This is a genomic window from Acetivibrio saccincola (genome assembly GCF_002844395.1).
In the GTDB taxonomy this organism is placed as follows: domain Bacteria; phylum Bacillota; class Clostridia; order Acetivibrionales; family Acetivibrionaceae; genus Herbivorax; species Herbivorax saccincola.
In genome coordinates, this window is sequence record NZ_CP025197.1 from 983,177 (window position 1) to 1,002,400 (window position 19,224).

The 19,224-nt window shown below is 32.5% G+C and carries 24 protein-coding genes; 13 read left to right on the top strand and 11 right to left on the bottom strand.

Translation table 11 applies throughout. The annotated features are described in order from the left end of the window. Window positions 1–3: 3 nt before the first annotated feature. The 4 genes from HVS_RS17055 to HVS_RS04450 are packed head-to-tail and all read left to right on the top strand — an operon-like array spanning window position 4 to window position 3,466. On the top strand, window positions 4–198 hold the full coding sequence (locus HVS_RS17055) for a VOC family protein (RefSeq protein WP_242971682.1): 195 nt from the start codon (window positions 4–6) through the stop codon (window positions 196–198). A 27-nt stretch (window positions 199–225) separates the two neighbouring features. Next, a complete protein-coding gene (gene pseG / locus HVS_RS04440) occupies window positions 226–1,308 on the top strand; it encodes a UDP-2,4-diacetamido-2,4,6-trideoxy-beta-L-altropyranose hydrolase (protein WP_101299630.1) in 1,083 nt (360 codons plus the stop codon). Beyond that, window positions 1,295–2,464, top strand: a complete 1,170-nt coding sequence (gene pseC / locus HVS_RS04445; RefSeq protein WP_101299632.1) for a UDP-4-amino-4,6-dideoxy-N-acetyl-beta-L-altrosamine transaminase — start codon at window positions 1,295–1,297, stop codon at window positions 2,462–2,464. Before pseG ends, pseC begins: the two co-directional genes overlap by 14 nt. Before the next feature lie 15 nt (window positions 2,465–2,479). Next, window positions 2,480–3,466 carry a dTDP-glucose 4,6-dehydratase gene (locus HVS_RS04450; protein ID WP_101299634.1) on the top strand — a complete coding sequence of 329 codons (987 nt, stop codon included), beginning with the start codon at window positions 2,480–2,482 and terminating at the stop codon, window positions 3,464–3,466. 73 nt (window positions 3,467–3,539) lie between these two features. Here the strand turns inward: HVS_RS04450 and HVS_RS04455 are convergent, their stop codons facing one another. Further along, entirely contained in the window at window positions 3,540–3,932 is a 393-nt protein-coding gene (locus HVS_RS04455) for a hypothetical protein (RefSeq protein WP_101299636.1), read from the bottom strand. A 32-nt stretch (window positions 3,933–3,964) separates the two neighbouring features. On the opposite strand from HVS_RS04455, the gene HVS_RS17725 reads away from it, so the two are divergent. Beyond that, window positions 3,965–4,450, top strand: coding sequence for an Arm DNA-binding domain-containing protein (locus HVS_RS17725; protein WP_169926528.1), 486 nt, complete (start codon window positions 3,965–3,967; stop codon window positions 4,448–4,450). Here HVS_RS17725 and HVS_RS17060 read toward each other — a convergent pair. Both HVS_RS17060 and HVS_RS04465 read right to left on the bottom strand, forming a co-directional pair. Next, window positions 4,365–4,871 (bottom strand): transglutaminase-like domain-containing protein, encoded by a 507-nt coding sequence (locus HVS_RS17060; RefSeq protein WP_242971683.1) that lies wholly within the window; start codon window positions 4,869–4,871, stop codon window positions 4,365–4,367. The two genes, HVS_RS17725 and HVS_RS17060, sit on opposite strands and share 86 nt — an antisense overlap. A gap of 27 nt (window positions 4,872–4,898) precedes the next feature. Continuing rightward, window positions 4,899–5,435, bottom strand: a complete 537-nt coding sequence (locus tag HVS_RS04465; RefSeq protein WP_101299638.1) for a transglutaminase-like domain-containing protein — start codon at window positions 5,433–5,435, stop codon at window positions 4,899–4,901. 34 nt (window positions 5,436–5,469) lie between these two features. Here HVS_RS04465 and HVS_RS04470 point away from each other — a divergent pair, with 34 nt between their 5' ends. The 5 genes from HVS_RS04470 to HVS_RS04485 all read left to right on the top strand — a co-directional run bounded on the left by HVS_RS04470 (window position 5,470) and on the right by HVS_RS04485 (window position 9,917). Then, window positions 5,470–6,918 carry an IS91 family transposase gene (locus HVS_RS04470; protein ID WP_101299640.1) on the top strand — a complete coding sequence of 483 codons (1,449 nt, stop codon included), beginning with the start codon at window positions 5,470–5,472 and terminating at the stop codon, window positions 6,916–6,918. Between the two features lie 172 nt (window positions 6,919–7,090). After that, window positions 7,091–8,065 carry a DUF4020 domain-containing protein gene (locus HVS_RS04475; protein WP_101299642.1) on the top strand — a complete coding sequence of 325 codons (975 nt, stop codon included), beginning with the start codon at window positions 7,091–7,093 and terminating at the stop codon, window positions 8,063–8,065. Window positions 8,066–8,161: 96 nt separating this feature from the next. Next, window positions 8,162–8,434: a hypothetical protein gene (locus HVS_RS04480; RefSeq protein WP_101299644.1), complete on the top strand. Its 273-nt coding sequence runs from the start codon at window positions 8,162–8,164 to the stop codon at window positions 8,432–8,434. Window positions 8,435–8,677: 243 nt separating this feature from the next. Then, complete coding sequence (locus tag HVS_RS16480; RefSeq protein WP_159063385.1) at window positions 8,678–8,848, top strand: hypothetical protein; 171 nt, start codon at window positions 8,678–8,680, stop codon at window positions 8,846–8,848. Between the two features lie 346 nt (window positions 8,849–9,194). Then, window positions 9,195–9,917, top strand: a complete 723-nt coding sequence (locus HVS_RS04485) for a hypothetical protein (protein ID WP_101299646.1) — start codon at window positions 9,195–9,197, stop codon at window positions 9,915–9,917. 231 nt (window positions 9,918–10,148) lie between these two features. Here the strand turns inward: HVS_RS04485 and HVS_RS04490 are convergent, their stop codons facing one another. After that, entirely contained in the window at window positions 10,149–10,400 is a 252-nt protein-coding gene (locus tag HVS_RS04490; RefSeq protein ID WP_159063386.1) for a hypothetical protein, read from the bottom strand. Window positions 10,401–10,834: 434 nt separating this feature from the next. Here HVS_RS04490 and HVS_RS04495 point away from each other — a divergent pair, with 434 nt between their 5' ends. Next, on the top strand, window positions 10,835–11,221 hold the full coding sequence (locus HVS_RS04495; RefSeq protein WP_101299650.1) for a ribosomal maturation YjgA family protein: 387 nt from the start codon (window positions 10,835–10,837) through the stop codon (window positions 11,219–11,221). 26 nt (window positions 11,222–11,247) lie between these two features. On the opposite strand, the gene HVS_RS04500 is transcribed toward HVS_RS04495, so the two are convergent. Next, window positions 11,248–11,697 carry a hypothetical protein gene (locus tag HVS_RS04500; RefSeq protein ID WP_159063387.1) on the bottom strand — a complete coding sequence of 150 codons (450 nt, stop codon included), beginning with the start codon at window positions 11,695–11,697 and terminating at the stop codon, window positions 11,248–11,250. Between the two features lie 34 nt (window positions 11,698–11,731). On the opposite strand from HVS_RS04500, the gene HVS_RS04505 reads away from it, so the two are divergent. Beyond that, a complete protein-coding gene (locus HVS_RS04505) occupies window positions 11,732–13,180 on the top strand; it encodes an IS91 family transposase (RefSeq protein WP_101299654.1) in 1,449 nt (482 codons plus the stop codon). Between the two features lie 189 nt (window positions 13,181–13,369). Here HVS_RS04505 and HVS_RS04510 read toward each other — a convergent pair whose 3' ends face one another. Continuing rightward, window positions 13,370–14,284, bottom strand: a complete 915-nt coding sequence (locus tag HVS_RS04510; protein ID WP_159063388.1) for a spore germination protein — start codon at window positions 14,282–14,284, stop codon at window positions 13,370–13,372. 187 nt (window positions 14,285–14,471) lie between these two features. Here HVS_RS04510 and HVS_RS04515 point away from each other — a divergent pair, with 187 nt between their 5' ends. Continuing rightward, window positions 14,472–14,684 (top strand): hypothetical protein, encoded by a 213-nt coding sequence (locus tag HVS_RS04515; RefSeq protein WP_101299658.1) that lies wholly within the window; start codon window positions 14,472–14,474, stop codon window positions 14,682–14,684. A 105-nt stretch (window positions 14,685–14,789) separates the two neighbouring features. On the opposite strand, the gene HVS_RS04520 is transcribed toward HVS_RS04515, so the two are convergent. From HVS_RS04520 to HVS_RS04540, 5 genes are all read right to left on the bottom strand, one after another. Beyond that, complete coding sequence (locus HVS_RS04520) at window positions 14,790–15,206, bottom strand: hypothetical protein (RefSeq protein ID WP_038290137.1); 417 nt, start codon at window positions 15,204–15,206, stop codon at window positions 14,790–14,792. A gap of 25 nt (window positions 15,207–15,231) precedes the next feature. Beyond that, window positions 15,232–15,948, bottom strand: coding sequence for an ABC transporter ATP-binding protein (locus tag HVS_RS04525; RefSeq protein WP_038290140.1), 717 nt, complete (start codon window positions 15,946–15,948; stop codon window positions 15,232–15,234). Window position 15,949: 1 nt separating this feature from the next. After that, window positions 15,950–17,224 (bottom strand): ABC transporter permease, encoded by a 1,275-nt coding sequence (locus tag HVS_RS04530; protein ID WP_101299661.1) that lies wholly within the window; start codon window positions 17,222–17,224, stop codon window positions 15,950–15,952. A 13-nt stretch (window positions 17,225–17,237) separates the two neighbouring features. Beyond that, on the bottom strand, window positions 17,238–18,380 hold the full coding sequence (locus tag HVS_RS04535; protein ID WP_159063389.1) for an ABC transporter permease: 1,143 nt from the start codon (window positions 18,378–18,380) through the stop codon (window positions 17,238–17,240). Window positions 18,381–18,498: 118 nt separating this feature from the next. Then, window positions 18,499–18,915, bottom strand: a complete 417-nt coding sequence (locus HVS_RS04540; RefSeq protein ID WP_101299665.1) for a hypothetical protein — start codon at window positions 18,913–18,915, stop codon at window positions 18,499–18,501. Between the last annotated feature and the right edge of the window lie 309 nt (window positions 18,916–19,224).

Genomic DNA, 19,224 nt, shown 5'->3' on the forward strand with positions numbered 1-19,224 from the left:
AAATTGGGCAATACTCCGTATCATATATGCTATAGTGTTGATAATATAGATGAAGCGGTTGAGAGACTGAAAAATGAAGGCTATGTTTTGATGGAGAAACCCTCCTGTGCGATTGCTATTGATTCCAATAAGGTTGCATTTCTTTATAACAAGCATATGGGAATAATTGAACTGGTAGAAGAAAACGAACATGTTTAATGAGAATAACATATGTGAGAGGTTAGTATGCTGAATATAGGAATTAGAGCTGACGGCAGTACCAATATCGGCATGGGTCATATAATGCGTTGCCTGTCACTGGCCAAGGGATTTAGAGATGCCGGTGCCAAAGTATATTTTATGAGCCGGTATGAACAGGGAACAGCAAGAATACGGCAGGATGGGTTTGAAGTTATCGAAATGCCATACCGAAAGAGCGAAAATCCAAAAGGCTTTTCCTATGGAGATATTTCCGAGCTAAAAGAGGATGCACAGCAGATAATAGCCGGTATTAAGGCATTTAACTTGGATGTGTTAATCGTTGACTCTTACAATGTAACCGAAGAGTTTTTTTTAGAGTTGAAGACCCATGTAAAAAAACTTTGCTACATTGATGATGTGAATAAATTCCCATATCCTGTGGATGTTTTGATAAATGGAAATATTACCGGAACGACCTTAAATTATATCAGATACAGCAATGACCAGCTTATGCTTTTAGGCTTGAAATACAATCTTATAAGGGATGAATTCAGAGGCTTGCCTGAGAGAATAATAAACAGGGAAGTAAAAGAAATAATGATAACAACGGGGGGCTCCGATCCCTTTAATCTAAGCCTAATACTGGCTAACATAATTCTGTCGGATGAAGGATTTAAAGGTATAAGGCTTAATATAGTTGTCGGAAGCGGGTTTACCGATGTCGATAATCTTAGAAAACTGTGCAAAATCAATAAAAACGTAGTTCTGTATGAGAATGTATCGAGGATCTCTGAAATAATGCTCAGGTCAGATATGGCCTTATCGGCCGGAGGAAGTACATTGTATGAGCTTTGTGCCTGCGGGACACCTACCTTGGGGATTGTGATTGCCGACAATCAGAGGGAAGTAGTGGATATGTTGGCTTCTGAAGGCTACATTACCAGTCTTGGATGGTACAGCGAACTTTCAGACCGTAAAGTATTGGATAGTTTAAAGCTTTTGTGTAAAGATTATGACAGGAGGGTATCCGTTAGCAGAAAGATGCAAAAACTGGTTGACGGAGAAGGAGTAAGGCGTGTAGTTGAAGAAATAATGAGAACAGGGAGAAACACAAATGGACAGAATTAATAATGCAAAGTTTATTCCTTACGGACGGCAGTGGATTGATGAGGATGACATTAACGCTGTCATTGAAGTATTAAAAGGCGATTATTTAACCACCGGACCGAAAATCAGGGAATTTGAAGAGAAGTTGGCACAGTACACCGGTGCAAAATATGCTGTTGCAATTTCAAACGGTACTGCGGCACTTCATGCTGCTTGTTTTGCAACCGGAATAAAAGAGGGGGATGAGGTAATTACAACCCCTATTACCTTTGCTGCTTCAGCCAACTGTGTGCTGTATATGGGGGCAAAGCCCGTATTTGCCGATATAAATCCTGAGACTTACAATATTGATCCGGACGAAATAAGGTCTAAGATAACTGAAAGAACCAAGGCTATTATTCCGGTTCACTTTACCGGTCAGCCTTGTGATATGGATGAAATACAAAAAATTGCACAAGAATATAATCTTACAATAATTGAAGACGGAGCCCATGCTCTTGGAGCAGAATATAACGGGAGAAAAATCGGGAGCATAGGAGATATGACCACTTTTAGTTTTCACCCGGTGAAAAATATCACAACCGGTGAAGGTGGAGCAATTACAACAAATAATGACGAGTTATATAAGAAACTTGTACTTTTCAGGACCCATGGTATAACAAGGGACAAGGATATTTTATTAAAAGATAAAGGTCCGTGGTATTATGAGCAGCAACATTTAGGCTATAATTACAGGATTACGGATATTCAGGCTGCACTGGGTATCAGCCAGTTGGACAAGCTGGAAAGGTTTCTTGCCGTAAGAAGAGATTATGTCAGAAAATATAATGAAGCTTTCAGTGCGGTAGAGGAGGTAGAAACTCCTTATCAACTTGAAAACACAAATTCTGCATGGCATTTGTATATTATAAAGCTTAAACTGGAAAAAATGAATTGTGGCAGAAGGCAGGTGTTTGAAGAGCTTAACGAAAGAGGAATAGGAGTAAATGTCCACTATATTCCGGTATATTACCATCCTTATTACAGGCAGTTGGGCTACAATAAAGGCTTATGCCCGAGAGCGGAAGAGCTTTATGAAAGCATAATAACCCTTCCGTTGTTTCCTAGAATGGAAAAAGAAGATGTTGAGTACGTAATTTCAAATGTGAAAGAGGTAATCCAAAACCATGCAATATAGAGAGGATGATGTGATTTGAATATACTGGTTACAGGCGGTGCAGGATTTATCGGCCGTTGGGTGGTTAAGAGGCTTTTGGATGACGGTCACAGGGTTTGGGGTTTAGATGACCTTTCAAACGACCGGGTGTCAAATTTAGAAGAGTTTTTTGACAACCCCAACTTTGTTGAATTTATTGAGGGTGATATAAAAGACATTTGTGCTCTTGAGAGGCTTTTCGAAAACAAATTTGATATTTGCTATCATTTGGCGGCTAGTATTAATGTGCAGGACAGTATTGATGATCCTGGAACGACATTTCAAAATGATACGGTAGGAACCTTTAATGTGTTGGAGCAATGCAGAAAACACAATACCAAAATTGTATTCATGAGCACCTGTATGGTTTATGACAGGGCAACCGATGAAAACGGGATAACCGAAGAACATCCTGTAAAGCCGGCTTCTCCTTATGCTGGCAGCAAAATTGCAGGGGAGAATATGGTGCTTTCCTACTGGTATGCCTATAAGCTGCCGGCAGTGGTTATACGACCCTTCAACACTTATGGCCCCATGCAAAAGTCCAGCGGTGAAGGTGGTGTTGTAGCGATTTTTATTAAGAGAAACCTTGAAGGACTTTCTCTCAATATTTACGGTGATGGCTTCCAGACCCGGGATTTGCTTTATGTTGAGGACTGTGCGGATTTTGTTGTAAAAGCCGGTTATTCTGACAGGGTAAACGGCGAAATAGTCAATGCGGGGCTTGGAAGGGATATAACCATAAATGACCTGGCACTTTTGATAGCTCAAGATAAGAGTAAAATAAAGCATGTTCCTCATATACATCCTCAAAGCGAGATACCGAAGCTTTTATGTAATTATCGAAAAGCAAAGGAACTTTTAGGATGGTCGCCGAAGACGAATTTAGAAGAGGGAATAATTAAGACAACCGAGTGGATAAAAGAGCAGATGGAGCTTGAAACCGCAGGGTGTTGCGGAGGCAAAGCTCTAAGTATGAGGTAATTAAGTATGAGGTAATAAATAAAAGGATGTGGGAAACCTGCCAAATGACAGATACCACATCCTTTAAAAATTTTTATGGTCTATCCTTTATTTCAATATACCATTCACTATAATTTTCCCATTTGGTACCCTTTTCTATTTTCTGTGAGTTTTCATTATCGAACCTTGAAAAATACAGTTTATTGCCATACTCATTCAAATCCCAATAAAATGTTTTTAACTCGTTTTTAAAATTATCAACCATTTCACTGTCCCTAATTGAAGTGATAAATTTGTAAGAAGGCTTGGCATCACCCCATACCTCAACCGTTGTTGCTGCCTCTTTCCCTAAAAAATTCGGAATGTCGTTTGTTGAAAGAGTTTCACCTACCGGAGGAGTGGTATAAATATTCCCGGACTCTTTAAATAAAGCATATCTTCCGTAATTTTTCGATGTAGGAAGCATGCACACATAAGAAGTTCCCATGAAAATATCCGATGTAAATTCAAAATTAATAAATGAGGAGGTCAAAAGGTGAAGGATCATTGACCTATATTAAAAGACTTAAAAAATATCAAGTACGGTATGACGTAAGTATAGATGAGAACGGAAAAAGGATACAGAAGGCTTCATATTTTTCTAAGAAAAAAGATGCAATTGCCTTTATGCAAGATGAGTTAAGTGCTCTAAATAGGGGCAAATATGTATCCCTGTCAAACGAATCGCTATACTCCTACTGCAAAAAATGGTATGAACTATACAAAGAACCAACGCTAACAAAAATAAATACAAAGGAAAAATATAAATACACGCTTAATAGAATTAAAGGGCTATCGGTAGGTTCGGTTCGTTTAATGGATCTATCAAGCGAGATATTGCAAAGAGCATATAACAAAATGAAAGCTGATATATTCTCTCTCAATTCTTTTGGCACAACACTTGTCTTCTCATATACAGCATCAACCTTATATGGAAGTGAGAGAGGCAGCATATCAAGGTCTTGAGGAATAATCCTTTTCCTCCAATTAATTCCTCACTCTTTATTTTTTCCAAACCCTTTTGATTAATAAATTCTTCAATTTTAGCATCTACATTCTCTATCTTTTCTGAAACGCTCTGGACATTTACTCTTGAAACTGAAAGCAATTTATCTGATACAATGATGCCATCCTTAAAACCCTCTATTGAAGCTTCTGTATCAATGTCTATAATGCTGCTCAAGTCAAGGCCTTCAATTTTTTCATGCTGTTTGAAGCTCGGATCTAAAGGAACCCATATTTTTTGGCCCTTCATAGGTCCTGCACCCCTGTAGTACTGATAAGGCACATAAGCTTCAACCCATACGTGTTCTGTTCTGACGTGAGATATCTTTCCGCCACTGACGACAGAAACTGTTGGTATTCCAAGAGATGCCAGAATTCTCACTGCATCCTGTGGTGTTTCCCCTCCAGTTCATCCCATCACCTTCTCTACAGGTATCTCAATTGTTCCTCTCACATATCGAGCAGGAATTCCTTTATATCGAAGAAGGGAAATAAGAAGCGATGCCTGGTCAATATCATTCCCTGCCATTTGGTCAAGGGTTCCCACTGCACCTTTTCTCGACCCGTAATATGCCTCGAAATTTATATTATTCCGGACATATTCATAAATCTCTATAACAGAATTTAAACTCTCAGCCAACTCTTTTATTTCTTCTGTAAATTGAGCTTCTGAAGTCTCTTTCAAATCTTCTTCTGCCGGTATATTTGAAAAAACTGAAGCCTTCTTTTCCGTCGAACTCATCTTATTTATACCGGTTATTTGTGTATCTTTTGACAATATAGAAGGTTCAACTTGTACATTTTTATGCGGTAGACTGCTACCTAAAGTCTGATTTGCCTGAACAGGCTTTATAAGCTTACCCAACTCTACAATCTTCTTTATTACTACTTTATGATAAAAAGATTTACATAATACAATATTTGTGTTAAAACATATATAGAACATTTGTTCTATATATGTTTTAAGAGTGTGAGTACTAATGCTTTATGAAAGTTCGAATAATCAGGGGATATATTCTCCAAGAGAGCCACGGAAAAATTATTATTATAGGTGCGTAGAAGAGAATTTTGAAGTTTTGGAGAGAGTGTGGGATGATAGGTACCAAAATACATACGGTTATTGGAGATCCCATATTCTAGATGTTATATATGATTACCTTGATTGTGGGAATTTGCATCTAGGGTTTGCCCGTGTTAAGTGTGAAGATTGTAACAAGGAGTATCTATTGCCTTTTTCATGTAAACGGAGGGCGTTCTGTCCTTCATGTCATCAGAGAAGAGTAGTTGAATTTGGAGAGTTTTTATACACTGAGGTTTTAAAAGAAGTTTCCCACAGGCAGTGGGTCTTTAGTATACCCAAAAGACTTAGATGCTATTTTATGTATGACAGAAAGCTACTTGCAAAACTATCAAGATGTGCATGGAAAGTCTTATGTGATTATCTTAAAAGTTCATCTGGAGATAAAGATTCAGTTCCTGGTGTTGTTATAGCTGTACAAACATTTGGAGATTTTTTAAACTTTAATCCTCATTTACATGTAATTGCAACAGATGGTTGTTTTAAAGGGGACGGAGATTTTATAAAATCAGTATTACCTCAAGGAAAAGATATTGAGAAGGTTTTTCAGTCAGAAGTACTAAAGATGCTCAAAAAAGAGGGGAAAATTAATCAATTTATTATAGATAACATGCTTAGTTGGGAAAATACTGGATTTAATGTTTATTGTGGGGAGGCAATATACGCAGAGGAACAGGAGAGTATTGAAAAACTTGCTCAATATGTAGTTCGTGCTCCAATTTCTCAGGAAAGAATGTTTTACATACCACCAGAAGAAAGTTCAAATGAAGTTGGGAAAATTATTTACAAGGGTAAAAATAGCAGAGAAATTCAAGCTTTTGATGCTTTGGATTGGTTAGCACGATTGGTAACTCATATCCCAAATAAGGGAGAGCAATTTGTAAGATATTATGGTTATTATTCAAATAAGAGTAGAGGACAAAGGAAAAAAGCTGAGACAGATGATAAAGTACCTGCAATTGTAAGTAGTGATTTATCTAAAAAAGCTTTTCGTAAAAACTGGGCAAGACTTATTCAAAAGGTTTATAATGTTGATCCTCTAAAATGTAAATATTGCAATGGGAAAATGAGAATAATTTCGTTTGTAGAGGATGAAGAAACTATCGAGAAGATTTTGAAACATTTGAAGCTTTGGGGAATTCAGAATCATGATCCGCCTAATCATTTCAAAATACCACAACAATTTGAACATTTTATATTGGCCAATTCATTGCTAATTGGAAACAATGAAAAAAGTAATGAAAATATGGGCAAAAATAAAGACGGTAATTATGAAGAACACAATTCTAATAATGTTTTTCCTGATTATGAAACTTGTGATGAAATGCCAAAATATGAGGACTGGTTTTAAAGAATAAATTCTTATAACCTTAAGTTTGTAGTGCTATTTTTTGTTTTGTGCAGGAGGTTCAATACTTAAAGATAATATTATTTTGGGATTATTATTTAAAAATGAAGCAAATGTATATTGTTTTGGATGATTTTTGATTTTAGTAGTGAAAAACAGAATTTAATATGATATTATGAAAAAAGCAAATACCTATCTATTATCAAATAACTTGATAATGAGTATTTTTAGAATATTTATTATTATCATGGAAGACGATAAAAAGTTGGCTTCTAGCCTAGCAAATAAATTATTTGATTTTGTCGAAGAAGTTACTATTGATGAATCTAAATTTTCTATGGGTGCGAAATCAATAATAGCACGTGAATATGCTTTTATTAATTATTACAGACCTGCATTAGCTGATAGGATGATTGAATCATTTGATATAAATATTGATAGAGATTGTGCAAGATTAATGTGGGAAGAATTCCTTAAAATGGGTAAATGTAATGATGGTGTAATAAAAAAGTTGTTTGATAACTTTAAAAAATTGTATAGTGATATTTCGACAGAAGATGATGATTATATTGAAGCATTTTGTGATAAAGCTGTTTATATTGCAATTTTTTGTGAAATAGATGAAACAAAAGATAAAAAGTGGATAATAGAAATGATGAGTGTTGTAAGTGATCATGTTAGAGCGATTTTTGCAAAGGTACTTCGTAGAGAACTTTCTAGTCTTGATACAAATAAAAATGATCGACTATGGGATGATTGGATTCGTGATTATTTCAGTAATCGTAATAGGAATATTCCCATTAAACTTAGTACATCTGAGATAAATGAAATGATGTACTGGGTTTTTTGTTTTGATAAATATTTTAACGAAGTTGTAGAATATATAACTCAGAATGATATTTCATTTAATATTTTTATAATACATGCTTTATGGAATGAGGGCAGGGACCTTATAAATAAGCATCCAGACAGTGTGGGTAAATATTTTTACCATTTGATAAAGGGTGTTTCAGCTCTATGTGCACCTTACGAAAAGAATTTAATTACAAAATTCAGTGGAAAAATTCTCAATAGTGTAAATGATAGTATTGTTAGAAATTTAATTGTAGAAGAATTGGTGCGGCTTGGTATTAAAATTGCTGATATGTAATGTGTAATACTCTATATAATAATGTATCTTTAAATTTTGTTAAAATCGTGTTGAAATTTTTTGAAGACTTAATTAAATTTTAAGGAGAGATGAACAATGACAGAATATTATTTGACTGGTGATCAAGTTCTAGAAGTATCTATTCTAGAAGTATTACATGAAATCGAAAGTGCAACTAATTTTTATATATATAAAAAAGTTCAAGAAAAGATGAATGTTAGCGAAAATGCTGTTTATTGTGCAATTGATAATCTTCATAGAAGGCTATTTATTTTATCTAATGAAGATATTACAAATAATGTTACTACTATAACAGGTAACTTTGAAAAAAAGTATTACTTAAACCCTGAAAAATGGAGTAAGAAATAAAATTGATTTTTTTGAAAGGCCATATCGATTTTTTTATTAATCCAAATGTGAAGCTATAACTTGAATTTTAACACAATATCTTGTTGGTAAGCCTGACCTGGTGGTATAACTTTTATATCCATAAATTGAACCGCTATAGCCGTAAACTTATGATGACGATCGTATATAGATTAAATAAATAATATCAGTGTTGTGTAAGGGTAAGGAATGTTTTTATAATTAAACCTAAAGGAGAAAAAGTAAATGGCAAATATATCAGGACCTCAACCAGAAATAAAATACTGCCCAATTTGTAAAGGAGACCTTCAAAATGTTCCAAGAGATAAAATGAAAACAAAAAAAGGGCCGGAACACACGCATACTTATGACTGTTTAAAATGTAGTAATAGGTTCGAAATAAATCAAGCACAATAATAGATTATTAATTTATATATCATTATAATATTTCAAAAAGGTATACATTTTTGGTTACTTTAAAAAGTGCTAAAAGGGTATTTATTTTGTGTTCGAAAAGGTATGAAATTAATTTATGAATATATTCAAAAATTAACACACCTTTTTGTAAGTGCTTCAAAAGATGACGTATAGCAATATAACTATCATTGCGATAAGCTAATGCTGTCATTTTTTGAAGCACTTACTGTATATATAATCCAATTTCATATAAAAGTATCCTTGTTTTATTCCGATATGATTAATAATAAATCAAAAAAATTACCTTTAATATTAACAATGCGACTTTTAGGATGGTGATATACACATGACAATAAAGCAAACAATAATTGCAGTTGCTATAACAATGTTAATTAGTTTTGGTATAGGTATTAGTCTTATATTCTTTTCTCTTTCACAAAACAGAAGTCCGAAAACAACCTATGTTTCTGTATCAACTACATCAACATCTTCAATTACATCGCTTCCTACACATAACAATGCAAATTACACTACAGCAACATCTTCAACAGTTACATCGCTTCCTACACATAATAATGCAAATTACACTACATCAACATTTTCAACAATTACATCGCTTCCTACTCCTAAAGCAAGTGTAGTAGAATCAAAAAAGTTTGAACCATTTAGAATTGAGTTCGAATATGTTCATGAATATAATAACTATTATCAGGGAGATGCTTATATTTATAATAATACCGATTATATTATCTCACAAATTTATCTTATAATACCTTATTATTATGATTTTTTTTGGATAGTAGGAAACCGCCGTTACTTAAGTGAAGCTACAGGGGGCAGTAAGTATGGTCTGTCTATTTATGAAGAGGAAGCAGAAAAGAGAGAATATAAGCAGTATTTTCTCAGAAAAAAATTTTACATAAAAATAGAAGTAGGTACTGAGAATTATCGGATTAATGCAAAAGACGCATATGTAGTTAGCTTTGATGCTATAGTTGACGGACAAAAAAAGCGTTTTAAGATCGATTATGAAAATCAAAAAATAGTTGAAGATAAGGAACAGAATTAAATTAAGCTGTATAAAATAATATACACTAAAATCTTATTTTCATTAGCATATTATTACATATTATTAATATTTAAATATGTATTCCATATAATTACATACATGCGTTAGCCGTGAGAGGATTTAGAGGATTTTTCAATGTCTTTAATCTACTAGGTCTTTCAATTCGTAAATTCTTATATATTGTACGATATATGCTGTAATTTTATGTAAGTTCTTAACATCTATTAAAGTTCATTTTGAATTATCATTTTCTACAGAATTTTCTTCAATGTTAATTTCTTCTACCCCATACATTTCCATTATTTCCATGCATTGCTGAGACATATCACTATCCTTATGAAGGGCTTTGAATGAACAGCCTCTAATCATTAATCCGGATGTGTTTATAATACTTCTTATGCATTCACCTGTTAATACATCCCATTCCGTTATGCTCTTACCCCAAGAAGTAGATAGTATACGTTTGCCATCCATACTGTACATTGCTCTATAAACAGACGAAAAATGACCTTTATAGCTTCTTATGCGTTCACCCGTTACGGCTTATTTGTAAATTATATAATAGTCAACTAAGAAAAACCATTATATAAAAATAGTATATAATTATTTTTATATTTTGTCTATCCAATAAAAATAAAAAACTAAGTTTTGAATGCAATCATTGCACAAACAACATATCCTATGATAATATGTTATTGAAAAATACTACTTGTATTTTTTTATTCAAATTTTACTTTTGAAATTTGGAAATAATTTTAGACATTTCTTGGCTATCGACAAGGGAAGCTAACGAAAGCTAAAAAAGATGATATGAGAATATGTATTATAGATTAAACTCAATCAAGGATAAAACATGCCGTGTTTTTGCTGCATCATTTTGTGTGAGCTTAGATGTTGAAATTTAGGAGTATTGTGTTTTGGGAATAAATAAAAAATATTTAATAGCTTTTTTTATTTTTTTAATTATAGAGGTAATAATTGCACTTTTTATAAGAGACAATATTATCAGGCCATATGTTGGAGACATATTGGTTGTTATTTTGTTATACACATTTATAAAGTCCTTTGTTAAAAAGCCAATAAAATTTTTACCACTTTATATTTTTATATTTTCTGTAATGGTAGAAATTTTGCAGTACTTTAATGTTGTAGAAATTTTAAATGTACAGGATAATAAAGTACTGTCTACAATTATTGGAGCTACCTTTGATATAAAAGATATTCTCTGTTACTTAATTGGTTGTATCATCTTAATGGTATGGGAAGTATTACAAAGTAGATTTTTTTCAAAGAATTCTATCTAATAAAATGTGAGATAATAATACATAACCTAATTAAAAATATCAATATCATTCCCTGCCATTTGGTCAAGGGTTCCCACTGCACCTTTTCTCGACCCGTAATATGCCTCGAAATTTATATTATTCCAGACATATTCATAAATCTCTATAACAGAATTTAAACTCTCAGCCAACTCTTTTATTTCTTCTGTAAATTGAGCTTCTGAAGTCTCTTTCAAATCTTCTTCTGCCGGTATATTTGAAAAAACTGAAGCCTTCTTTTCCGTCGAACTCATCTTATTTATACCGGTTATTTGTGTATCTTTTGACAATATAGAAGGTTCAACTTGTACATTTTTATGCGATAGACTGCTACCTAAAGTCTGATTTGCCTGAACAGGCTTTATAAGCTTACCCAACTCTACAATCTTCTTTATTACTACTTTATGATAAAAAGATTTACATAATACAATATTTATGTTAAAACATATATAGAACATTTGTTCTATATATGTTTTAAGAGTGTGAGTACTAATGCTTTATGAAAGTTCGAATAATCAGGGGATATATTCTCCAAGAGAGCCACGGAAAAATTATTATTATAGGTGCGTAGAAGAGAATTTTGAAGTTTTGGAGAGAGTGTGGGATGATAGGTACCAAAATACATACGGTTATTGGAGATCCCATATTCTAGATGTTATATATGATTACCTTGATTGTGGGAATTTGCATCTAGGGTTTGCCCGTGTTAAGTGTGAAGATTGTAACAAGGAGTATCTATTGCCTTTTTCATGTAAACGGAGGGCGTTCTGTCCTTCATGTCATCAGAGAAGAGTAGTTGAATTTGGAGAGTTTTTATACACTGAGGTTTTAAAAGAAGTTTCCCACAGGCAGTGGGTCTTTAGTATACCCAAAAGACTTAGATGCTATTTTATGTATGACAGAAAGCTACTTGCAAAACTATCAAGATGTGCATGGAAAGTCTTATGTGATTATCTTAAAAGTTCATCTGGAGATAAAGATTCAGTTCCTGGTGTTGTTATAGCTGTACAAACATTTGGAGATTTTTTAAACTTTAATCCTCATTTACATGTAATTGCAACAGATGGTTGTTTTAAAGGGGACGGAGATTTTATAAAATCAGTATTACCTCAAGGAAAAGATATTGAGAAGGTTTTTCAGTCAGAAGTACTAAAGATGCTCAAAAAAGAGGGGAAAATTAATCAATTTATTATAGATAACATGCTTAGTTGGGAAAATACTGGATTTAATGTTTATTGTGGGGAGGCAATATACGCAGAGGAACAGGAGAGTATTGAAAAACTTGCTCAATATGTAGTTCGTGCTCCAATTTCTCAGGAAAGAATGTTTTACATACCACCAGAAGAAAGTTCAAATGAAGTTGGGAAAATTATTTACAAGGGTAAAAATAGCAGAGAAATTCAAGCTTTTGATGCTTTGGATTGGTTAGCACGATTGGTAACTCATATCCCAAATAAGGGAGAGCAATTTGTAAGATATTATGGTTATTATTCAAATAAGAGTAGAGGACAAAGGAAAAAAGCTGAGACATATGATAAAGTACCTGTAATTGTAAGTAGTGATTTATCTAAAAAAGCTTTTCGTAAAAACTGGGCAAGACTTATTCAAAAGGTTTATAATGTTGATCCTCTAAAATGTAAATATTGCAATGGGAAAATGAGAATAATTTCGTTTGTAGAGGATGAAGAAACTATCGAGAAGATTTTGAAAGATTTGAAGCTTTGGGGAATTCAGAATCATGATCCGCCTAATCATTTCAAAATACCACAACAATTTGAACATTTTATATTGGCCAATTCATTGCTAATTGGAAACAATGAAAAAAGTAATGAAAATATGGGCAAAAATAAAGACGGTAATTATGAAGAACACAATTCTAATAATGTTTTTCCTGATTATGAAACTTGTGATGAAATGCCAAAATATGAGGACTGGTTTTAAAGAATAAATTCTTATAACCTTAAGTTTGTAGTGCTATTTTTTGTTTTGTGCAGGAGGTTCAATACTTAAAGATAATATTATTTTGGGATTATTATTTAAAAATGAAGCAAATGTATATTGTATTGGATGATTTTTGATTTTAGTAGTGAAAAACAGAATTTAATATGATATTATGAAAAAAGCAAATACCTATCTATCAATAAACAACATGGGTACTATAAGAGCAAAAGGTGTACCGTCAACCAAAATCGCAGCACGTCCTTCAAGTATTTTGGCTGCAACCCTGTCAGGCTTTTCGCTGTTTGAAACAGTAGGGAAAATAGAGTAGGAACTATCCTCAATAAATTGTTCAATATACCCTGATTCCAGAATAGCATCTATTTTTATTCTGTTCAGCCGTCTTCTGACTTCTTCGATCAGCTTCGGATCTGCTACACTTTTTATATATACAATATATACATCTGTTTTTGATTTATCACCGATAATCATTTTTTCTACACATAAATCGGGATCTTTAATTTTACGGCGAATAAGGGCAATGCTTACATTTACGTTTTCATTGAAGCCCTCCCTGGGCCCGCGTACAACAACCTCTGTTACCGGTTCGTCTATAGCACGGGATTCGCGCTTCCCGGAATTGATAACCAAAGCCTCTTTTGAGCCGTCTATCAATAGAATGGTTGACCCTGCCAATAAACATTCAATCAAATCATTGAACAGTGTCACTTTCCGGCTATCCGTTATAGGAATCAAGTTCTTTCTTACGCAATCAATATCGGTAAAATCTATATCCGCATCCTTCTTAAGCAGTAATGCGCCATACATTAAAGGCTCCAGTATATTTTTATTGATTTCTCCCTTATCTGCCATGCTATTGATAAAAATCACGGCACCTTTGAATCTTCTGTCATGCCCAAAGTTGAACTCGTGTATTGTCACATCGCTGCTGTTGTGCAAAATACCTTTAATTGCTTCCAGGTTCCTTTTTAAGTCAGGGAATATCGGTTCACTGTTGTTCTTACCCGCTAAAGCATCCTGATGCATGCGTTTTTCTATATTTTTTAATAATGAACAGCGAATTTTCCTATAAATATATCTGAACATAAACAATCCTTTCCAAGCAGTTTTATTTATTTTTTGCATGCATCAGTAATTTATTCATAAACTGAAAAATAAAGCCTTTGACAACTTTGTGGATTCTCTCTTACATATACTATTTAATGGAATCCGGAATAAAAGTAATTAAAATACAAGTAGGCTTACTAAGAAGAAAATAGATTTTATATTCGGAATGTTATTTGCAGTTGCTGCCATAGTATTTTTCATAATACTATTACTGACCAATGATGTGTTTTTTAATTGGAAATTTGAAAGACATCATAAGGTATTAGGCTGGTATATGAAACCCCTATTTATTTATTCTATGAAGCTCCGCATTCCACCTCTTGCAACCATTGTTCTAAAGCCAAGATTTGATGAAAAGGATAAATCCCGCTTAAAATAAGATTTATATATTTATAATAATTGCCACTTTGACCGGGCGATGAGCCCGGTTAAAGTGGCAATCAAATTTATTTGGAACATCAAGATTCTATATATTTTTATTCCTTTACTTGCCTATTACATGAGCACTATATTTGCCATTAGTCTCTTCATTCACATAAAAATATAAATACCATTTTCCAATTGAGTTATTAACTTTTATTACTTTTTGCTCAGAAAAGATACTCTCTTTGCTTACAGTTCCTGTCCATTGTACTGCATTATCCGGAGATTTCAACTCAAACACAACACTTCCTCCATCGAGAACAACTTCTAAATCAACAGTCAATTCCTTTATATTGGATTTATTAATATTAATTCCCTGATAAAAAGTTGTATAATTTGGATCAAAATCTTCTGCTAAAAATAATCCTTCCAGATTTTCTTCTAACTTAACATCATTTTTATACCTAAAACTAAAGAATAAAGCTGATGATATTAAAACAATCACTATTATTACAATAGATATTATCTTTTTTCTCATTCTTATCCCCCTCTTTTTAAATAAATTATGATGATTTTGATATCTTTTCCTCCAAGTCACTATTATTAGTCACATCTGAATCTATCTTCCCATCCGTTATAGTAATTATCCGTTTAGAATACGAAGCTACTTTATTGTCATGGGTAACTATTATTAAAGTTTTTCCCTCATTATTTATTGCTTTCATTATCTCTAGCAGTTCAATGCCTGTTTTTTGATCCAAAGCACCTGTAGGTTCGTCTGCAAGTATTATTTCAGGCTCGCTCACGAGTGCTCTTGCTATTGCAACTCTTTGCTGTTGTCCTCCCGATATTTGTGTTGGTTTTTTATTCGCCAAGTCTTTAATTTTCAACTGTTCCAGATAATGGTATATCCTCTCTTTCTTTTCTCTTCTTGAGATCTTAATATTTAACAACGGCAGCTCTACATTTTCATAAACAGTGTATTCATTCAAAAGCGCGAAATGTTGAAAAACAAAGCTAATTACAGAACCTCTAATTTTGCTTAGTTTTGAATTACCATATCCATTAACTAAACTTCCTTTCAAATAATAGCTTCCACTTGTCGGAATATCCATACATCCAATTATATTAAGCAAAGTTGACTTTCCGGAACCTGATGCCCCCATAATAGATACAAACTCACCGGCATTAATTTTTAAATTAACATTTTGCAGCGCTATTGTTTTATAACTGTCTTTTCCATATATCTTTCCTATATTTTCTAACCTAATTATCTCCATATCACTCTCTTCCCCCAATCAATTCTCTCGGCTGTAATCTGTTTATTTTTATTATTGGCAATATAGATGAAGCAAAAGTCATTATAATTATAGATGCTAGAATAAAAAGCAGCACTTCATCCTTGAACAAATCAAACACAATTTCCTTATATAAACTGATAGAAGTATAATTATTTAAGTAAGAAATAGCAAACGCTACAATGGCTGAAATAATAGTTATTAGCATAATTTCTCCTACAATGATGATTTTAAGGCTATTTATACTTGCGCCTGTTGCCAATCTGATACCGAACTCACGTTTTCTTTGAATTATTGAAGATAGAATTACAGCTGTCGTCCCTGATAAAGCAGCTATCATAAAGAATATACTAATAAATATATTAATTTTAAAAGTTTCTAATTTTTCATTTTTATACTCTTGTAATTCCTGGGCCATTGTCACACAACTCACTTTAAGTCCCAAATCCAAGGCTTTTCTTTCTATTTGTTCCGAGAGCGTTAAAAAATCATCTGATGAGTCCAGAACAAAAAACATCTTATGCAGCATACATAATGTAGACATTAAATCGTTTTTTTGAGTAGGAGTAAATGGAATTATAAACCTGCTGTCGATATCTTCTAATGGCAGTCTTATATAATCGTCATCTGAAAACCATTTATTATTTGGTTTCATTATTCCTACTACTTTAAATTTTTCTTTTTGATCCCCGACTGTAAGCACAGTACCTAATTTTATTATATCTTTATATTTATAACCGGCCAAAATAGGTATCTCTTCAACATTATCCGTATTGAAGTCATCTTTGTTAAGACTTCTACCTTCATATATCTCAATATCAAGAATATTGTAACAAATTTCGTCGGTATAAAATATTTCCGAAATACCGGGATTTTCCTCCCTGAAAGTGTTCTTATATATTTTTTTATTTAAATTAATATAATCTTCGTTTTCAGCCAAATCATTAATATACATGCCTGTACCATCATACCCGCCATAGCCTCTTACTCCTTCAAGACTATTAATGTATTGTTTTAACACATTAAACTTATCCACAAAGCTTGGAGTTTCTTCTGAATATTCAAATATTACTCTGACTGTTTTGTTCATATCTAAATTCGTATATTTTTTAATACTATTTTCCTGGTAGTAAAAAACACTAATATTTGTAAATACTTTTATTAACATAAGAAAAGTGATTACAAGCTGTATTACTATGAGCAAATAAGTTAGTTTTCTTTTGAGAAAAGATGAAAAAATAATCTTAAAATAACTCATATTCGTCTCCTCTCTAAACTTTCATCGCATCAACCGGCTGCATCTTTATCGACTTTAACGCAGGTATAATTACCGTTAGTACTGATGATAATAAGACAAAAAAAGCTGAAGTCAAAAAGTGTGTTACCGATATTTCAATTTGCATCCCTATAATCTCTGTAAAAAAGAGCTTTAAGAACAACTGTATTATTAAACTTAATATATATGAGAATACAGAAATAATCAGCATTTCCTTAAAAAGAAGATAAATAATATCGAAGTTTGTTTGCCCAAAAGCTTTCCTTACACCTATTTCATATCTCCTTTTATTTATCCAATAAGATGTAAGGTTTATACAATTTATTATTGAAAAAATATATACTAATACGGATAGTGAAACCTGCATACTTGGTCTTGACAAAATACTTGTAACAATGTCCACATCGTTTTCTATAATATTTTCTTCAATCGACGATGTTGCATCAAACATATTTATATTTTGGCGAATAATTTTATAATCTTTATATGTGTCGCCATAATTACTATGTATAGTAAAATCAAGTTCTTTTGAATATTTAATTCTGTCTTTATGCACCTCAGGTATAGATGTAATAGGCATAACTACCTTATAATCCAGAATTGACTTTTTTTCTCTTTCTCCAATTATTCCAATAACTTTATATTCAATATTTTGAATCATAATAATTTTTTCTTTGCCTTTTTCTTCACTATATTTCTCCAATTCTTTTCCTATTAAAACTACATTATCTCCATTATTTAACTCACTTCTTGTATAGTATCGTCCCTTTAGCAAAGGATATCTCCTTACAATATCCTTTGAATAATATTCACCTTCAATAGCTATCATGCCTCTATCTTCCAATTTATCAATAAAAGAATAAATATTATTAAAAATAACACCAGTATTTTCAGAAATCCCGCCAAACAAGCTTAAAACATCCTTTTCCTCTATGTCTTTATGTAAAGAAACTCTTATTTTAATAGCATTTTGAGGCTCATAATTTAATTTAGCTGACAATTTCTCAGCCATTTCTATAATGCTTGTTGTGCCAAAAGAAATCAATGTCAGAGAAATAACAAATCCAATTATTATAAAAATTGACGAAACCGGATAAGCTGTAATCTGTCTGATTAACATTCTAATTACTTTTTTCATGAAATCTATCATACTCCTATGCAATGTAATTTAATGTCTAAAAGATTCAGTGTTTGAAAATAAACATATAGTGGTAAAACCACTATATGTTTATTTTCAAGCAAAAAGTAAGCTACTATTAATTTAATGGCTCTTTTTCTGATAATGCCTTAACTACTAACTCTTTAGTATTATTAGAGTTATCTATTGAATGCCTGCTTTTAAAGCAGTATACATCTGAATATGTTATATTGCACTGTGCCCATACATCATCACTCTCATATTTGTATGTAGTTACACCAGAACTATCTTCCCACATTTCAAGCCTGCAGGCAACTCTATGTCCACTTTTTTTGCCGCCAACCATTTTAGTGTCTGCTTTAGCAGAATCATCATCCTTAAAAATTTTCCATCCAAAATCGCACTTCAAAGAATATTCTGCAGAAATATCTTTATAAGTTATAGTTCCACTAGCTGCAAACGCTGTGATACCTAAAGACATTGTAGCCGCAAGAACAGCTGCACCAAATTTTAGTTTCATTTTATTTAATTTCATTGTCATTCCTCCATTCTTGTTTTTTATAAATTTTTCTACAAAACATTAGTTTACCCAGGTAACCTATCTTTGTAGACTGTTTCTTTGCTCCCCAAACATATAGCATAGATTATATTAGTTTGGGAAGCATTATTTAATATAAAATGCATTTTATTTTAATATAGCAGTTATTATTTATTTACTTAATAAAGCATAAATATAATATTATTACTTGTCAATAGTTTCTTTTTAAAAAGATTCTTAAATTGCAATATTAAATGCAACACTTTTTAAAGAAACCTGATGATATTTATCATTCCAACCTTAACC

Excerpts from the sequence above, each read along its gene's own strand:
- pseC (WP_101299632.1), top strand. The coding sequence starts at position 1,295 with ATGGACAGAATTAATAATGCAAAGTTTATTCCTTACGGACGGCAGTGG.
- HVS_RS04465 (WP_101299638.1), bottom strand. The coding sequence starts at position 5,435 with ATGTTCTATATATGTTTTAACACAAATATTGTATTATGTAAATCTTTT.
- HVS_RS04515 (WP_101299658.1), top strand. The coding sequence starts at position 14,472 with ATGTTATTTGCAGTTGCTGCCATAGTATTTTTCATAATACTATTACTG.
- HVS_RS04505 (WP_101299654.1), top strand. The coding sequence starts at position 11,732 with ATGCTTTATGAAAGTTCGAATAATCAGGGGATATATTCTCCAAGAGAG.
- HVS_RS04455 (WP_101299636.1), bottom strand. The coding sequence starts at position 3,932 with ATGGGAACTTCTTATGTGTGCATGCTTCCTACATCGAAAAATTACGGA.
- HVS_RS04490 (WP_159063386.1), bottom strand. The coding sequence starts at position 10,400 with ATGTACAGTATGGATGGCAAACGTATACTATCTACTTCTTGGGGTAAG.
- HVS_RS04510 (WP_159063388.1), bottom strand. The coding sequence starts at position 14,284 with ATGTTCAGATATATTTATAGGAAAATTCGCTGTTCATTATTAAAAAAT.
- HVS_RS04535 (WP_159063389.1), bottom strand. The coding sequence starts at position 18,380 with ATGAAAAAAGTAATTAGAATGTTAATCAGACAGATTACAGCTTATCCG.
- HVS_RS16480 (WP_159063385.1), top strand. The coding sequence starts at position 8,678 with ATGGCAAATATATCAGGACCTCAACCAGAAATAAAATACTGCCCAATT.
- HVS_RS04530 (WP_101299661.1), bottom strand. The coding sequence starts at position 17,224 with ATGAGTTATTTTAAGATTATTTTTTCATCTTTTCTCAAAAGAAAACTA.
- HVS_RS04520 (WP_038290137.1), bottom strand. The coding sequence starts at position 15,206 with ATGAGAAAAAAGATAATATCTATTGTAATAATAGTGATTGTTTTAATA.
- HVS_RS04500 (WP_159063387.1), bottom strand. The coding sequence starts at position 11,697 with ATGTTCTATATATGTTTTAACATAAATATTGTATTATGTAAATCTTTT.
- HVS_RS04480 (WP_101299644.1), top strand. The coding sequence starts at position 8,162 with ATGACAGAATATTATTTGACTGGTGATCAAGTTCTAGAAGTATCTATT.
- HVS_RS17725 (WP_169926528.1), top strand. The coding sequence starts at position 3,965 with ATGAGGAGGTCAAAAGGTGAAGGATCATTGACCTATATTAAAAGACTT.
- HVS_RS04540 (WP_101299665.1), bottom strand. The coding sequence starts at position 18,915 with ATGAAATTAAATAAAATGAAACTAAAATTTGGTGCAGCTGTTCTTGCG.
- HVS_RS04485 (WP_101299646.1), top strand. The coding sequence starts at position 9,195 with ATGACAATAAAGCAAACAATAATTGCAGTTGCTATAACAATGTTAATT.
- HVS_RS04525 (WP_038290140.1), bottom strand. The coding sequence starts at position 15,948 with ATGGAGATAATTAGGTTAGAAAATATAGGAAAGATATATGGAAAAGAC.
- pseG (WP_101299630.1), top strand. The coding sequence starts at position 226 with ATGCTGAATATAGGAATTAGAGCTGACGGCAGTACCAATATCGGCATG.
- HVS_RS04475 (WP_101299642.1), top strand. The coding sequence starts at position 7,091 with ATGAAAAAAGCAAATACCTATCTATTATCAAATAACTTGATAATGAGT.
- HVS_RS04470 (WP_101299640.1), top strand. The coding sequence starts at position 5,470 with ATGCTTTATGAAAGTTCGAATAATCAGGGGATATATTCTCCAAGAGAG.